This is a genomic window from Neorhizobium huautlense, from assembly GCF_002968575.1.
Taxonomy (GTDB): Bacteria; Pseudomonadota; Alphaproteobacteria; order Rhizobiales; family Rhizobiaceae; genus Neorhizobium; species Neorhizobium huautlense.
In genome coordinates this window covers 155,569-169,595 of the sequence record NZ_PVBM01000011.1, presented here as the reverse complement: position 1 = coordinate 169,595, position 14,027 = coordinate 155,569, and the positions used below count along the sequence as shown (strand labels likewise).

Here is a 14,027-nt window from a genome sequence, read left to right as displayed (position 1 = left end):
GACCGAAATGGCCCTCTCTGTCCTCGCCTACAACATCCTCCGCGCGATCAATATCAACACCGCCACCTCATGAAACCAAAAAGAGGCCCCGGTCATCCGGAGCCTCCAATCGTTTCCACACAGCCTGGAGATACCGGGGTTTTTTCTGTGCCTTCGAACTGCACAGGCTTGTCGCAAAGGTTAAAAACACGTTAACGTCAGCCTGTCGTCCACATCAGAAGCCTGTGGGCAATCCGTCCTACTCACAAAGGTGGAATAGCGGATTGCCTGCGTGAGGACCTAAAGTAGCGTTATGAAGACGTTGTCGATCGATGTCCGGCGAGCGGAACCGGAAGATGCGCGTGCCATCTCGGATGCACACCGGGAAGCATGGAAGCAGGCCTATGCCGGGCTCATTCCGCACAAGCCGTTGACGCAGATGCTGGAGCGCCGGGGAGAAACCTGGTGGCGGAAGGCCGCGCGCGGGCCGGCGACGCTTCTGGTTCTCGACGTCGCGGGCGACATTGCCGGTTATGCCACGATCGGCCTGAACCGGGCGCGCGCCTTGCCGCAGGACGGCGAAGTCTACGAAATCTATCTGCGCCCGGAATTCCAGGGGATCGGCCTCGGCAGGCGGCTGTTCGGCGAGAGTCGTCGGCTTTTGCGCTCCCTCGGCTGCGAGGGATTGGTCGTCTGGTGTCTCGAGGACAGCGAGCACGCGACGCGCTTCTTCCGCCGCCACGGCGGTGTCGACGTGGCCGAAGGCATGGAAGACTTCGGCGGGACTCAGCTCAGGAAGATCGGCTTCGTCTGGTCCTGAACCGCAGCTATGCGGTTCGAAAACCCTTCGCTTCGAACGCCCACGCTATCTAATATTCCTCCAACGCCTTGTTGCCTTGCAGCATGATTCCCGCTATCGACGCGTAACTTTGTCCATCTGATCGAGGAAAAAGAATGCGTATCGATGCGATTTCCGTTGGTAAAAATCCGCCTGAAGACGTCAACGTCATTGTTGAAGTGCCTGTCGGCGGCCATCCGATCAAGTACGAGATGGACAAGGAAGCCGGTGCGCTGGTGGTCGATCGCTTCCTCTACACGCCGATGACCTATCCGGGCAATTACGGCTTCGTGCCGCACACGCTTTCGGAAGACGGCGACCCGATCGACGTCCTCATCTGCAATACCCGCCCGCTGGTTCCGGGCTGCGTCATCAATGTCCGGCCGATTGGCGTCATGGTCATGGAAGACGATGGCGGCAAGGACGAGAAGATCATCGCAGTGCCGGTGCCGAAGCTGACCCAGCGCTACGACAAGGTCAATAACTATACCGACCTGCCCGAGATCACGCTGAAGCAGATCGAGCATTTCTTCGAGCACTACAAGGATCTGGAGCCCGGCAAGTGGGTGAAGATCGGCGGCTGGCAGGATGTCGAGGTCGCCAAGAAGCTAATCGTCGAAGCCATCGACCGTTACAAGGCGCAGAAGTAATTCTTACGTCTCAAGTAATTTCTTGAGCTTCTTTTCCAAATCCTCCGGGTCGCCATCGATCCGGAGGATTTTTTTGCGCGCCGTTTCGCCCGACACGATCGAAATGGATGATTTCGGGAGACGGAGCGTATCGGCAAGCAACAAGATCAGCGCCTTGTTGGCTTTGCCGTCTTCGGGCACTGCAGTGACGCGGGCCTTGAGATAGGCCTCGCCGGCGGCAGACGTCTCGATCCCCTCGACGGCATTGCGGCCCGCGTTCGGTGTCAGCCGGACTGCGAGCCGCATATGATCGGTATGCCTGCTGTAGGGGAAGCTCACGCAAACAGGGGGTAGATCGACGTCCACATCAGCGAACGGATGAAGAAGATGATCAGCAGCAGGATCACCGGAGAGATGTCGATGCCGCCCAGGTCCGGCATGATACGGCGGATCGGACGTAGTACCGGATCGGTGACATTAAAGAGGAAGCGGCCGACCGCATCAACGAACTGGTTCCTCGAATTGATGACATTGAAGGCATAGAGCCACGAGAATATGGCGCTGAAAATCAGCACCCAGGTATAAAGGTTCAAGGCCAAATCGATGGTCTGAAACAGGGCGAGCATCCACGTCTCCATTTCGTTGTTGACAGACATGTAGACATTGGCGAACTAACGAGCAAGTGCTGCGCCCGTACCTCGTCGGAATCATGTTTAATGGGCGGCGGGTGCAATGCCGGTTTCCGGTTTCGCTGAAAGTGCTGCTTCATGTCCATTCCCGCCTCCGGCGATCGGTTCGCCGCCTTCCGGCATTCCTCTTACTCGCGCTTCTTCTTTTCCCGGTTTCTCTCGGCTTTTGCGATCCAGATCATCAGCGTCGCCGTCGGCTGGCAGATGTATGACGAGACCGGCAACGCGCTCTATCTCGGCCTGATCGGGCTATTCCAGTTCCTGCCTTCTCTGTTGTTGATCCTGGTGACGGGATCGGTTGCCGACCGCTATAACCGGCGCGCGATCATGGCTATCTGCATGGTGGTGGGTGCGCTGTGTGCAGCGGCGCTTCTGGCGCTGACGATCGCGAATTCCTTTTCTCCCTGGCCGGTATTTGCGATCCTGATCCTGTTCGGTATCGAGCGCGCCTTCATGGGACCTGCCGTGCAGTCGCTCGGGCCCAACCTCGTGCCGGAGCAGGATCTGCCGAACGCCATTGCCTGGAATTCTTCGTCCTGGCAGACCGCATCCATCCTTGGTCCGGTAGTGGGCGGTCTGCTCTACGGCGCAAGCGCGGTCGTGGCCTATACCGTTGCCGTGATCTTTCTGATACTTGCCGCCATTCTCGTTTTCATGATCCCGAAGCCGGTCCAGAAAAACCCCGTCAACAAGGTGAGCTGGGGCGAGATCGTGGCCGGCTTCCGCTTCATCTTCGGGGAGAAGGTGGTGCTTGGAGCAATCTCGCTCGATCTCTTTGCGGTGCTGCTCGGAGGAGCCGTGGCGCTGATGCCGATCTTCGCGCGTGATATTCTGGAACTCGGTCCGTGGGGCCTCGGTATGCTGCGTGCCGCCCCGGGTGTCGGCGCCATCATCGTGGCCATCTGGCTGGCCTTTTATCCCATCCGCCATCACGCCGGCCTTGCCATGTTCGTCGGTGTCGCCCTGTTCGGCGCCGGGACGCTCGTGTTCGGGATTTCCGCGACCCCATGGCTTTCCATCTCGGCGCTGATGCTGATGGGGGCATCCGACATGATTTCGGTCTACGTGCGCGAGACGCTGATCGCGCTCTGGACGCCGGACGAGGTGCGAGGCCGCGTCAACGCCGTCAACATGGTTTTTGTCGGCGCGTCCAACGAGCTCGGCGAATTCCGGGCCGGCACCATGGCGTCGATCTTCGGCGCGGTACCGGCCGTAGTCATCGGCGGCGTCGGCACGCTCGCGGTGGCGGTCATCTGGTCACTTGGCTTCCCGAAGCTTCGGAAGATCGACAGCCTCGAGGCGCCGGACCGGTAGGTTCAACCGCCTCGCGAGGCAGGCTGGTGGCGGGCATCTGCCGCTGCGGCTCCTTTATCGGCAAGTTTGCCTTCGAATACCGTACCGAGGAAATTCCACAGCCACTCCTTGAGCGGCGCGTCGAAGATCATCCGCCCTTCCAGATGCTCGCGGCCTTTCTGGGCATTCGGCATGATGAAGCGGTGCTCACCATGCACCACCCAACGCTGCATCATGGCGCGTGTAAGCTCCGCATGGAACTGCAGGCCCCAGGCATTGTCGCCGTAACGAATTGCCTGGTTCGGATAGGCATCGCCCTGTGCAAGCAGTTGCGCACCATGCGGCAGTTCGAAACCCTCGCGGTGGAAATGGTAGACCATTTTCGGCCAATGCATCAGCAGGCGGCCGTGCTCGGTGGCCCGCAAGGGATACCAGCCGATCTCTGTCAGCCCCTCCTTGTCGGGTGCTACCGTGCCGCCGAGATGACGCACCATCATCTGCGCCCCCAGGCAGATGCCGAGATAAGGCTTGTTCTCTTTCAGCGGAACGCCAATCCAGTCTATCTCCGTCTTGATGTAGGGCTCGGGATCGTTGGCGCTCATCGGCCCGCCGAAAATGACCGCGCCGGCGTGCCCGACAAGCGTTGAAGGCAGCGGGTCACCGAGCACGGGACGACGGATGTCGAGCGGAAAGCCCTTGTCGATCAGCATCTGCCCGACGCGGCCAGGGGAAGAGCGCTCCTGATGCAGGACGATGAGCACAGGAAGCTTTTTGGTATGGCGGGAAGGCTGCATCAACATGTCGGTACGTCCCTACTGCTCTCCCTCATCTCCTCCCGTTGAACGTGCCGCAGCTTGCTGACGCTGCAGAACCCTGTCGCGCGATGAAACCCCGAGAAGATCCGCGATTCTCCAGATCACGTGATCCTCGATCTCGCTGCGCTGGCCGTCCGCATAGACGATATCCCAGAGGATGCCGAGAAGTTCGACGCGGTCGTCTTCGTCGACAAGGTGTTTCTTAAGATCGGAAGTGAAACGGTAATAGTCAACTGCCTCGCGGCCGGCGTCGTGCCCGGCCTCGATCAGCGCCTTGAGGCGAGCTTCGCTCAGGTCGTAGCGTTCGCGCAGGAGATCGCGAAACGTCTGCTGCTCCTGTTCGGACACGTTGCCGTCCGCCTCCATGACCTGGAAACAGAGGGCGACGAAAGCCACTCTCGGATCGTCGGGCGCAAATTCCCGGGCAGAATTGGATGATGTGAGAGTTTGGAGAAAGGCCTGAATTCGGTCCAACATTCTTTTTTCAGGCCTCGCCTTCTCTAGAAAAGCCGGAGCCTCGTCGCGGGCTGCCCGGCGTCCGGATCCTTCACGCCCGGATCATCCGGCGGCCGCCCGAAAAATGGAACTGGCTCCTCCTCGGTTTCGACCAGTTTTTCATCCTTTGGCTTCACATTGGCAGGTGCTGGTGTTTTTGCTGCAACAGCTAACTCGCTTTTTTGTGTTTCCGGAGCAGGGGCTGGTTGAATGACGATCTGTTTCGGCGGCTCTTCCTCCTTTGGCGTCTCCACGGGCGGCAGGCTCGCAATCGCTTTGTCGGCCGCGAGTGTGCCCTCCTCGATCGGGCCTTCGAGCTGGCCGAAGGGCGCCTTCCATTCGAAGGCGTCGAGGCGGCCTGTCACGGGCGAGATGGGCAACCACTTCTCCGAAACGAAGCCATCGGCAACCCAAGCCGGATCCCGCGGAGCTCGCAGTGCCTGTGCCATCCAATGACGAACGCGGCCCTGGTCGTTGGTTTCGGCTTCCTCGATGTCGGCGAGAAGGAGATAGACCCCCTCCCGCGGTTCCATGCGGGCTGCAGCTTCCGCTTTTGCCCGGGCCTTCCTGAATTCCTGAGCGTCGAGGGCGGCCTGGGCCACGGCGATGAGGGATTCGATATTGTTGGGCCGCAAGGCCTCCAGCTTTTCGGCGCGCTTCAGCCGGTCGGTGGTGCTGTCGCCGCTACGGGCGCGAACATAGGTCTGGGCGATCTCCGGATGAGGCTCGAGCTTCCAAACGGTTTCGAGAGTGGATGCCGCCTTGCGGATATTGTCCTCGCGCAGCCAGGCTTTTGCTGCAATGACGGCGGCGGGTACAAGATCCTTGGCGAGCTTCAACGCCGCCATAGCGTCGTCCCGGGCGCCTTTCGGGTCCCCTTCAAGCCGGTCGCCGGCTCTCGCGGTCAAGAGCACGGCCTTCCAGCGATCGGCCTGCGCTTTTTCCAGGATGTTGGCCATGCGCTGCTGGTCGAGAAGGCGGAGCGCGTCATCCCAGCGGCCCGACTGGCTGTGGGCTTCGAGCGTCGCTTGTGCCGCCCAGGGCAGATATGGCGCATGCTCCGCAGCCTTTTCCGCGTATTGGCGGGCTGCTTCGTTGGCGCCAAGCCGGCGGGCCTCCATGTAAAGACCCCGCAGGCCGAGTTCCCGCGTTTCCGGGTCCTCGACCATCTCCTCGAATTTCTTTCGGGCGTCGTCGTATTTGCCTTCGATCAGCGCAGCCTGTGCTTCGAGCAGGTGAATCAGCGGCTCCTGGTCGGCGCTCAGCAGGCCACGGGTGCGAAGGCTCATCTTGCGGGCGAGCAGCGCATTGCCGGCGCCAGCCGCGATCAAGCCGGTGGAGAGCGCTTGGTAGCCGCGATCCCGCTTGCGGGCTCGGAAATAACGGCGGACGGAATAGGGCGAGGTCCAGATTATGCCGACGATCCACCAGAGGATCATGGCGGCGGCAATAAGCGCGACCACCATTGTGGCCGCGACCATGATGCTGGTCTCGATCAGGTGATCCTGCCAGGTGATGGAGATGAGGCCGGGCCGGTCGGCGAGCCAGGAGAAGCCCCAACCGAGAGCCAGAACGACGAGGAGGAAAATGAAAAGTCTGATCATTCGGGTGTTCGTCCTCAGCCTTGGGTACCGGTCACGGCGCGCGTCAGCGTGCCGCCAACGAGATCTTCCACCTGAATGCGAGCATCAAGCTTCTGCCTGAAGTCGCGGGAGGTGGCCTTTGCCGGCTCCGGCAGGGCGTCCCACTTCCGCACTGAAGCCTTGAGATCGCCGTTGCGAAGAGCTTCCTCGATGCGGGCGATAATCGCTTCGGGTGTGTCGCCTTCGACATTGCCGACCCGCCGCACTTTCACCACCGACATTGCGGAAGAGAGAAGCCGACCGGCAATTCCCTGGTTGGGATCCGGCTGGCTGGTGGCTTCCAGCATGGCATCAGCCACTTTCGGAAATTCCCGCTGCAGTTCGACGCGCGAAGGTACGCCCGCCGCGGCGAATTTCTGCAGGTCGGCAATCGCCGGATCGTCACCGGCAACACTTCCAAATGTCTGGAGCTCGGTTTCAAACGAGCCGCCCCTATCGATCGCGGCTTTGAGCGCTGCCGCCGCAATTGCCCGGGCCACCTGCTGCTCCGGTCCCCGATCGTTCACTTTGGCTTCGACGCCCTCAATCCGATCCTCGAGATGAACATTGTTGCCGGCTGTCGATTCCACGGCGGAACGAAGCAGTGCTATGTCCTCTTTTAGGGCGACAATTGCCTGCTCCGATGCGGCACCGTTCGAATTGCCTGTCGCAGCTTCAAGGGCCGCAACACGATTGGCGAGTCCTTCGTCTGCAGTTGGCGCAGGCCGGGATTGCAGCGCGGCGATCTCCTGGCGGAGTTGGTCGATTTGCGAAGATAGGGCAGTCGTGTCAGTTGCAGGTGCGGCTGGAGAGGCGCCTGGAAGATAGCCGGCATATTGCATGCTGCCCGCAAGCGCCAGTGCGACGATACCGCCGAAAATCCCTGCCGCGACGAGTGTGGATGCCGCAGGGCTCCTTTTCGCTGGCGGGGCGGGGACCGGCTCAGGTTCGGGAGCAACGGTGGCGGATTGCGGTTGTCTTGCATCGTCCGGTTCGGCGTCGGCAAGTGGTGCCTCGTCCTCGATGCCTGACGTTGTCGACACAGGTTCGTCAGCGATATCGGCTTCCACCGGCTTGTCGGTGTCGACGGATGTTTCCGCCTCCAGTTCCGCCGGTGTCACCGGCTCGTCGGAATCGATGCTGCGCACCGGCTCGGCAACGGCCTCCTCTGCAGTGAGGTCGATGGTCACGGGTTCTTTTTCTGCCTTTGATCGGCGCGGCGGTTTTTCCGATACCATCTCGACCTCTTTTTGCATGTGCTCTGGGGAAACTAGTCAGCGGGCGGGCGGAAGAAAAGGGGCGGGCGGGAATTTGCCGCCTCTCCTCGACTAAAGGAGAGCCAGAAGCCCGTTCTCGTCAGCATGGGCGGCGATCTTGATCTTTCTGTGAAATTCGGGAGGCACTGCGGCGGCGACATTGTCGCTGAGACAGATTATCTGCGCATTCGAGAGCGCGTCCGCAAATGGCGCCATAAGCTCAAAGAACAGCCGCGCATTTTCCCGTGAATAGAGAAGGACCGCGTCGACCGGCGCGTCCAGCACAGCTTCGCGGACAGATTCCCGATCATAAGGCAGTGGTGCCATCTCGTAGATTTCCGCCACGGCGAGAGGCATTTTCGCCGTTCGAAGCCCTTCCTCGAAACTGGTCGAACGCGGCCGGCCGGCAAGATAGAGCAGGGGAGCGTCGAAGATCGGGGCGTCGGCTAGAACCAGCCGGGCAAGTTCAGAGCCGGTCCCAGGTCCCTTACGGATTTTTCGGAAGCCGGCTTCTTCCGCCGCCCTGGCCGTCGCTTCCCCGACAGCATAAAGCACCTCATCCAGATAGGGCGAGAGGCAGTCCACAGACGAGAGAACTCTGGCCGCTTCCGCACTCGTCAGCGCAAGGGCGGCGTGAGGTTTCTTCAGTGCAGTTTCGGCAATGTCCGGACGACGCAGCGCTCGCGTCAGCGGCAGCAGGATCGGCTGGTGTCCCAGGTTCACCAGCCGATCGGCAGTGCGTCCGGCCGATGGTTCAGGGCGGGTAACGACGACCCGCATGGGGTTAGGACCAGTCTTCGAAGAAATCACTGCCGGCGGTCGCCCGCACCGCCTCGCCGGCCTTGCGGCCAAGCGCTTCCGCATGCGCGCGTTTTCCCTCAACCGCGATCGAATGCTCCCGTTGTCCGTCCGGGGTGAGAATGAGGCCTGAAAATTTCAGGTGGTCTCCGTCGCAGACGGCATAACCGCCGATCGGCGTGCGGCAGGAGCCGTCGAGAGCGGCGAGGAAGGCGCGTTCGCAGGAGACAGCATCATAAGTCGGCCGGTCGTTGATCGGCTCCAGCAATTCATCGATGCGGCTGTCGCCGATGCGGCTTTCGACACAGATCGCGCCCTGCGCAGGAGCCGGCGGAAAATCAGCCGGATCGAGAAGTTCGGTGACGACCTCCTCCTTGGCAAGGCGCTTCAGGCCGGCGAAGGCCAAAAGTGTCGCATCCACCTGGCCTTCATCCAGCTTGCGCAGCCGCGTTTCGACAAGACCGCGGAAGGTTATGACATTGATGTCCGGCCGGATACGCTTGATCAGGGCCTGTCGGCGCAGCGAGGAGGAGCCGATAGTCGCATGGTCGGGCAATGCGGTGAGTGTCGGCGCGGTCCGGCCGATGAAGGCGTCACGAAAATCCTCGCGCGGCAGATAGGCCGACAAGCGGAGACCGTCCGGCAGTTTGGTCGGCATGTCCTTAGACGAATGCACGGCGAAGTCGAGGTCGCCGGAAAGCAGCTGTTCTTCCAGTTCCTGTGTGAAGAGCCCTTTGCCGCCGAGCTCGGTCAAAGCGCGGTCGGTGATGCGGTCGCCCTTGGTGGACAGCACGACGATCTCGAACATTTCCTCCGGAAGACCGTGTGCCGTCATCAGCCGGGCACGTGTTTCGGAGGCCTGGGCGAGCGCCAGCGGGCTGCCCCGCGTTCCGATCCGGAAAGGTTTTGTTTGCATCCGCGTCATTCCATTGTTACCGGAGGCTTTCGTAGACCGGATTATCCGGCATCGCAATCAACGATAGACCCATGGCGACCTTTCTTCGCATCCTCGGCATAGAAACAAGCTGCGACGAAACGGCGGCGGCGGTCGTTGCGCGCCATGAGGACGGACGTGGTGAAATCCTGTCCGATGTCGTTCTGTCTCAACTCGACGAGCATAGTGCCTACGGCGGCGTGGTGCCGGAAATCGCCGCACGGGCGCATGTCGAGGCGCTGGACGGGCTGGTGGAAGAAGCGCTCGACCGGGCAGGCGTTTCGCTCGATGAAATCGACGCCGTGGCCGCAACCTCGGGTCCGGGCCTGATCGGCGGGCTGATCGTCGGGCTCATGACCGCGAAGGCGATCGCGCGTGCGTCGGGCAAGCCGCTGCTGGCGATCAATCACCTCGAAGGCCATGCACTAACGGCGCGGCTGACGGACGGGCTTTCGTTTCCCTACCTGATGCTGCTCGTTTCGGGAGGACACACCCAACTGGTCCTGGTGAGAGGCGTGGGGGAATACGAGCGCTGGGGCACGACCATCGACGACGCGCTCGGTGAAGCTTTCGACAAGACGGCGAAACTGCTCGGCCTGCCCTACCCGGGTGGCCCAGCGGTGGAAAAGGCCGCACAAGCGGGCAATCCGGACCGTTTTTCGCTTCCGCGCCCTTTGGTCGGTGAAGCTCGGCTCGATTTTTCCTTTTCCGGCCTCAAGACTGCGGTGCGACAGGCGGCCACCGAAATCGCGCCTTTGAGCGATGAGGATATCGCCGATATCTGCGCCTCCTTCCAAAAGGCAATCTCGCGCACGCTGCGCGACCGGATCGGCAGGGGGCTGGCGCGCTTCAAGCAGGAGTTCGCAGCGCTCGATGTCGATCCGGCACTGGTGGTCGCTGGCGGCGTCGCCGCCAACCAGGAAATCCGCCGTACCCTGCAGGCTCTTTGCATCGAGAACGGGTTCCGGTTTATCGCGCCGCCGCTCAGGCTCTGCACGGACAACGCGGCTATGATCGCCTGGGCCGGACTTGAGCGGCTTGCGGGAGAGTTTCCGGCAGACGCGCTGGACGTGGCGCCGCGCTCGCGCTGGCCGCTCGACAAGCAGGCTCAGGCCGTTCTCGGTTCCGGAAAGCGGGGCGCCAAGGCATGAGCGGCAGAGAGCGGATCGTCGTCATCGGTGCCGGCGCCTTTGGTACTGCGCTCGCGGCCGTGGTCACTCTGGAAGGTCGCTATCCCGTCACCCTTATCGGCCGGGACCCGTCGCTGATGAACGATCTTCGCGAGGGCCGCGTGCATGACGCGGCATTGCCCGGGGTGCCGCTGCCGGATGCACTGGAATTTTCCGCCGAGCCGGACGCCATCGGTGAAGCGAGCATTGTCCTGTTTGCGATGCCTTCGCAGGCGCAGGCGGATGCGGCGCGGCATTATGGGCCTTATCTGACGAAGGACGCCGTTGTCGTCACCTGCGCCAAGGGGATCGACAGATCGTCCGGCAGTCTGCTCACCGACGTGCTCGAGCGGGAATTGCCTCGCTCTCGAATTGCGGTGCTTTCCGGCCCAGGTTTTGCCGCCGATATCGCGCGAGGCCTGCCGACCGCGATGGTGATTGCCGCTGAAGGCCATGATCTGGCGGACCGGCTTGCGAATGTCCTGTCGGGCCGCACCTTTCGGCTCTATGCATCGACTGACCGCATCGGAGTCCAGCTCGGCGGTGCGCTGAAGAACGTGCTGGCGATCGCTTGCGGCATTGTCGAGGGTGCCGGGCTCGGCGAATCCGCCCGGGCCGCGCTGATTTCCCGTGGGCTGGCGGAAATGTCGCGGCTGGTCGAGGCCATGGGTGGCCGGGCGGACACGGTCAGCGGTCTTTCCGGCCTCGGCGATCTGGTGCTGACCGGCACGAGCCATCAGTCGAGAAACCTCCGCTTCGGCATTGCGCTTGGGCAGGGCGATCCGGCCGAAACGATTGGCGGCGGCCTTTTGGTCGAAGGGGCCTTTGCTGCGTCCGTTGCCGCCAGGCTTGGTGAAAGGTTTGCGGTCGACCTGCCGGTGACCGACGCGGTTGCGGCGATCATCGACGGCAAGCTCGATGTCATGGCTGCGATGGAACAACTGATGACCCGGCCGATCAAAGCCGAATAGAGCAATAAATACCTGAAGGAGAGATCAATGCTGTTCGCCTTTTTGTGCACCGACAAGCCCGGGCATCTGAATGTCCGGATGGACACCCGCCCGGCTCATCTGGAGCACCTCAACAAGCTCAATGCGAACGGTACGCTGAAGATGGCAGGTCCGTTTCTCGACGACGAAGGCAAGCCGAACGGCAGTCTGGTGATCGTCGAAGCCGCCGACATGGCCGCAGCGCGGACGATCGCGGAAGCGGATCCCTATTATCTCGCCGGCCTGTTCGAAAAGGTCGAGATCAAACCCTACAACTGGGTCTTCAACAAGCCGGCTGAGTGAGGCATCGATGGCGTACTGGCTTTACAAATCCGAACCCTCCTCCTGGTCCTGGGAGCAGCAGAAGGCCGCCGGAGAGAAGGGCACCGAGTGGACCGGGGTGCGCAATTATCTGGCGCGCAACAACATGCGGGCGATGAAGCTCGGCGACAAGGGTTTCTTCTACCATTCCAACGAGGGGCTGGAGATCGTCGGCATTGTCGAGGTTTGCGCCCTTTCTCATCCGGATTCGAGCGCGAAGGGCGATCCGAAATGGGATTGCGTCGACATCCGCGCCATCATGGATGTGCCGAAGCCGGTGACGCTGAAAGACATCAAGGCCAACCCGAAGTTCGAGAAGATGTCGCTCGTGACGTCGATGCGGCTTTCGGTGCAGCCGGTGACGGATGAGGAATATTTCGAGATCTGCAGGCTCGGGGGCCTCGACAATCCGCCGCGGTCGCCGGGCTGATCCCGTCTTGAAGACTGATCCCCGGACCTTCATCCTCCAGAACACCGAGCTGATGAGCCCGCCGCATGTGCCGGAAATCCGATTGCATCTGGCGAGCGAAGCGCATGATCTGTGGTTGAAGACGGAAGAGGATCTGGAGGAGATCGGCTTGCCGCCGCCCTTCTGGGCTTTTGCCTGGGCAGGCGGGCAGGGGCTTGCCCGCCATATACTCGATCATCCGGAAACGGTAGCCGGCAAGAGGGTCTTTGATTTTGCCTGCGGTTCCGGGCTGGTGGCGATTGCGGCAAAGCTTGCCGGCGCCGAGGATGTGCTGGCTGCGGATATCGATCCGTGGACCCAAACCGCTGTCGCCCTGAACTCTGCCGAGAACGGCGCCGATCTCCGCTTCATCTCAGAAAATCAGATCGGCAAGCCGGTCGATGCGGATGTCATCCTCGCCGGCGATGTCTTCTACGACCGGGATTTTGCCGGTGTGCTGATCCCGTGGTTCACGCGGTTGGCGGGCGAGGGACGTCTGGTTCTGGTCGGCGATCCCGGGCGAAGTTATTGCCCGAAGGACCGCCTGGAGCAGCTCGCCCTATATGAAGTGCCGGTAACGCGAGCGCTGGAGGACAGCGAGGTAAAGCGGACAACGGTCTGGCGATTCCGGTAGGCGCGCCAGAGTTTTCCCGCGCAGTCTCCTGACGTGGTTTCAAGGATCCGAGAACCCATGCGGAACCTCATTGGGAGGTATAGGGCGTCTCGGCATTCAGCGGGCTTTTGGCATGCTCTCGGAGTGTCTCTCCCTGGCAGCTGATGCTGTCCTCATCCTCCGGCTCCAGAGCCTACCGATGAGAGTAAGAGTTGACTGCCTAAACTCGCGAGGTGACACTCGTCATTCGTTAGGACGGAGACAACAATGGAAGAATCAGGCCGCTGGCGACATATGCGATCCGCACCGAGGGACGGCAGTCGTATTCTCGTCACTATCCGTCCATCCGAACAAGGGCCGGGAGCAGTCGATCTCGTTTACTGGTCAAGAGGGGATCGATTCGGTGGAGAAGCCTGGCGCTCCTCTGATTCCGTCCCGGGCCGGATTATCCAATATGCGGAACCGGAACTGAAGTGCTGGATGCCCATGCCCGCCGCCAATGTCGATCAGTTGGCCTTCCCATCCGCGTGGGAGGGCAAGGACGAAGAGGAACTAGACGGATCGGGGATTTAATTTCCTAAAGGGTGCAGGCATTCTCAATTGCCGCCGCGGATGATGCAGACGCCGGCTTCGAAGGCGCAGGCGGTGGGCGAGGCGGAGACGTTGCCGCCCATTTCCTTTTCGACGTCGATGACTTTCGCTTTGGGCGCCGGAGCGATCCGTTCCTCACCGCGCAGAGGCCAGTAGTCGGCATCGCGCACGAAATAAACCCCGAGGCCGGGAACGCTATAGGCTTGGATGGAGCCTCCATAAAATCCGGCGGTCGAACGAGAGCGCCTTATCCAACGTTCGACAAAGCCGCCCATGCGGTCGATTTCGGGTGGACGGTTCCAGCGGCCATCGCCCTGGCGGTCCCAGCGGCTGTTTTCGACGCGATGATGGCGATGGTCACGGCCGTGCCGGCGATCGCCGGCATCTGCAGCGGAGGAAAAGAGCGCGGCGAGGGCGGCGGCGAGAAGAACAGGGTTGATGCGATTCGCTGTCATGGCGAACTCCTGCGGTCAATCGTTAACAGAAGGTTAACACGAAACTGCAGCGGCCGTCGCGTCGGCAACGATTTCTTTGGCAATCGTGGTTAA

General features: G+C 61.5%; 18 protein-coding genes. 9 read left to right on the top strand and 9 right to left on the bottom strand.

The genetic code is table 11. The annotated features are described in order from the left end of the window. Positions 1-292: 292 nt before the first annotated feature. Together C5L12_RS14615 and ppa are read left to right on the top strand one after the other, a co-directional pair. A complete protein-coding gene (locus C5L12_RS14615) occupies positions 293-799 on the top strand; it encodes a GNAT family N-acetyltransferase (RefSeq protein ID WP_105372769.1) in 507 nt (168 codons plus the stop codon). A gap of 134 nt (positions 800-933) precedes the next feature. Next, positions 934-1,467: an inorganic diphosphatase gene (ppa, locus tag C5L12_RS14610; RefSeq protein WP_105372768.1), complete on the top strand. Its 534-nt coding sequence runs from the start codon at positions 934-936 to the stop codon at positions 1,465-1,467. Positions 1,468-1,470: 3 nt separating this feature from the next. On the opposite strand, the gene C5L12_RS14605 is transcribed toward ppa, so the two are convergent. After that, on the bottom strand, positions 1,471-1,785 hold the full coding sequence (locus C5L12_RS14605) for a DUF167 domain-containing protein (RefSeq protein WP_105372767.1): 315 nt from the start codon (positions 1,783-1,785) through the stop codon (positions 1,471-1,473). Next, a complete protein-coding gene (locus tag C5L12_RS14600) occupies positions 1,782-2,072 on the bottom strand; it encodes a YggT family protein (RefSeq protein ID WP_245422905.1) in 291 nt (96 codons plus the stop codon). The genes C5L12_RS14605 and C5L12_RS14600 overlap by 4 nt, the downstream gene beginning before the upstream one ends. A 141-nt stretch (positions 2,073-2,213) precedes the next feature. Between C5L12_RS14600 and C5L12_RS14595 the strand changes: the two genes are divergently transcribed. Further along, positions 2,214-3,449: an MFS transporter gene (locus C5L12_RS14595; protein WP_105372765.1), complete on the top strand. Its 1,236-nt coding sequence runs from the start codon at positions 2,214-2,216 to the stop codon at positions 3,447-3,449. Positions 3,450-3,451: 2 nt separating this feature from the next. Here the strand turns inward: C5L12_RS14595 and C5L12_RS14590 are convergent, their stop codons facing one another. The 6 genes from C5L12_RS14590 to hemC all read right to left on the bottom strand — a co-directional run bounded on the left by C5L12_RS14590 (position 3,452) and on the right by hemC (position 9,330). Next, entirely contained in the window at positions 3,452-4,228 is a 777-nt protein-coding gene (locus tag C5L12_RS14590) for a glutamine amidotransferase (protein WP_425350786.1), read from the bottom strand. Between the two features lie 12 nt (positions 4,229-4,240). Continuing rightward, the gene (locus C5L12_RS14585; protein WP_105372764.1) at positions 4,241-4,720 is read right to left on the bottom strand and encodes a tellurite resistance TerB family protein; all 480 of its coding nucleotides are present in this window, start codon (positions 4,718-4,720) and stop codon (positions 4,241-4,243) included. A 23-nt stretch (positions 4,721-4,743) separates the two neighbouring features. Then, positions 4,744-6,342, bottom strand: a complete 1,599-nt coding sequence (locus C5L12_RS14580; RefSeq protein ID WP_105372763.1) for a heme biosynthesis protein HemY — start codon at positions 6,340-6,342, stop codon at positions 4,744-4,746. 14 nt (positions 6,343-6,356) lie between these two features. Then, the gene (locus C5L12_RS14575) at positions 6,357-7,550 is read right to left on the bottom strand and encodes a COG4223 family protein (protein ID WP_342588632.1); all 1,194 of its coding nucleotides are present in this window, start codon (positions 7,548-7,550) and stop codon (positions 6,357-6,359) included. Positions 7,551-7,688: 138 nt separating this feature from the next. Further along, positions 7,689-8,396: a uroporphyrinogen-III synthase gene (locus C5L12_RS14570; protein WP_157949052.1), complete on the bottom strand. Its 708-nt coding sequence runs from the start codon at positions 8,394-8,396 to the stop codon at positions 7,689-7,691. A 4-nt stretch (positions 8,397-8,400) separates the two neighbouring features. Further along, complete coding sequence (gene hemC / locus C5L12_RS14565; protein ID WP_105372788.1) at positions 8,401-9,330, bottom strand: hydroxymethylbilane synthase; 930 nt, start codon at positions 9,328-9,330, stop codon at positions 8,401-8,403. 71 nt (positions 9,331-9,401) lie between these two features. On the opposite strand from hemC, the gene tsaD reads away from it, so the two are divergent. The 6 genes from tsaD to C5L12_RS14535 all read left to right on the top strand — a co-directional run bounded on the left by tsaD (position 9,402) and on the right by C5L12_RS14535 (position 13,461). Beyond that, entirely contained in the window at positions 9,402-10,499 is a 1,098-nt protein-coding gene (gene tsaD, locus C5L12_RS14560) for a tRNA (adenosine(37)-N6)-threonylcarbamoyltransferase complex transferase subunit TsaD (protein ID WP_105372760.1), read from the top strand. Then, positions 10,496-11,488: an NAD(P)H-dependent glycerol-3-phosphate dehydrogenase gene (locus C5L12_RS14555; RefSeq protein WP_105372759.1), complete on the top strand. Its 993-nt coding sequence runs from the start codon at positions 10,496-10,498 to the stop codon at positions 11,486-11,488. Before tsaD ends, C5L12_RS14555 begins: the two co-directional genes overlap by 4 nt. Positions 11,489-11,515: 27 nt before the next feature. Continuing rightward, positions 11,516-11,809: a YciI-like protein gene (locus C5L12_RS14550; RefSeq protein WP_105372758.1), complete on the top strand. Its 294-nt coding sequence runs from the start codon at positions 11,516-11,518 to the stop codon at positions 11,807-11,809. Between the two features lie 7 nt (positions 11,810-11,816). Beyond that, the gene (locus tag C5L12_RS14545) at positions 11,817-12,257 is read left to right on the top strand and encodes an EVE domain-containing protein (protein ID WP_105372757.1); all 441 of its coding nucleotides are present in this window, start codon (positions 11,817-11,819) and stop codon (positions 12,255-12,257) included. Positions 12,258-12,264: 7 nt separating this feature from the next. After that, positions 12,265-12,909: a class I SAM-dependent methyltransferase gene (locus C5L12_RS14540; protein ID WP_105372756.1), complete on the top strand. Its 645-nt coding sequence runs from the start codon at positions 12,265-12,267 to the stop codon at positions 12,907-12,909. A gap of 246 nt (positions 12,910-13,155) precedes the next feature. Then, the gene (locus C5L12_RS14535) at positions 13,156-13,461 is read left to right on the top strand and encodes a hypothetical protein (protein ID WP_105372755.1); all 306 of its coding nucleotides are present in this window, start codon (positions 13,156-13,158) and stop codon (positions 13,459-13,461) included. Positions 13,462-13,484: 23 nt separating this feature from the next. Here the strand turns inward: C5L12_RS14535 and C5L12_RS14530 are convergent, their stop codons facing one another. Beyond that, on the bottom strand, positions 13,485-13,934 hold the full coding sequence (locus tag C5L12_RS14530; RefSeq protein ID WP_105372754.1) for a hypothetical protein: 450 nt from the start codon (positions 13,932-13,934) through the stop codon (positions 13,485-13,487). Positions 13,935-14,027: the final 93 nt, after the last annotated feature.

Coding starts and splice junctions, on each gene's coding strand:
- C5L12_RS14615 (WP_105372769.1), top strand. CDS start 293: ATGAAGACGTTGTCGATCGATGTCCGGCGAGCGGAACCGGAAGATGCG.
- ppa (WP_105372768.1), top strand. CDS start 934: ATGCGTATCGATGCGATTTCCGTTGGTAAAAATCCGCCTGAAGACGTC.
- C5L12_RS14600 (WP_245422905.1), bottom strand. CDS start 2,072: ATGCTCGCCCTGTTTCAGACCATCGATTTGGCCTTGAACCTTTATACC.
- C5L12_RS14595 (WP_105372765.1), top strand. CDS start 2,214: ATGTCCATTCCCGCCTCCGGCGATCGGTTCGCCGCCTTCCGGCATTCC.
- C5L12_RS14590 (WP_425350786.1), bottom strand. CDS start 4,228: ATGTTGATGCAGCCTTCCCGCCATACCAAAAAGCTTCCTGTGCTCATC.
- C5L12_RS14585 (WP_105372764.1), bottom strand. CDS start 4,720: ATGTTGGACCGAATTCAGGCCTTTCTCCAAACTCTCACATCATCCAAT.
- C5L12_RS14580 (WP_105372763.1), bottom strand. CDS start 6,342: ATGATCAGACTTTTCATTTTCCTCCTCGTCGTTCTGGCTCTCGGTTGG.
- C5L12_RS14570 (WP_157949052.1), bottom strand. CDS start 8,396: ATGCGGGTCGTCGTTACCCGCCCTGAACCATCGGCCGGACGCACTGCC.
- hemC (WP_105372788.1), bottom strand. CDS start 9,330: ATGCAAACAAAACCTTTCCGGATCGGAACGCGGGGCAGCCCGCTGGCG.
- tsaD (WP_105372760.1), top strand. CDS start 9,402: ATGGCGACCTTTCTTCGCATCCTCGGCATAGAAACAAGCTGCGACGAA.
- C5L12_RS14555 (WP_105372759.1), top strand. CDS start 10,496: ATGAGCGGCAGAGAGCGGATCGTCGTCATCGGTGCCGGCGCCTTTGGT.
- C5L12_RS14550 (WP_105372758.1), top strand. CDS start 11,516: ATGCTGTTCGCCTTTTTGTGCACCGACAAGCCCGGGCATCTGAATGTC.
- C5L12_RS14545 (WP_105372757.1), top strand. CDS start 11,817: ATGGCGTACTGGCTTTACAAATCCGAACCCTCCTCCTGGTCCTGGGAG.
- C5L12_RS14535 (WP_105372755.1), top strand. CDS start 13,156: ATGGAAGAATCAGGCCGCTGGCGACATATGCGATCCGCACCGAGGGAC.
- C5L12_RS14530 (WP_105372754.1), bottom strand. CDS start 13,934: ATGACAGCGAATCGCATCAACCCTGTTCTTCTCGCCGCCGCCCTCGCC.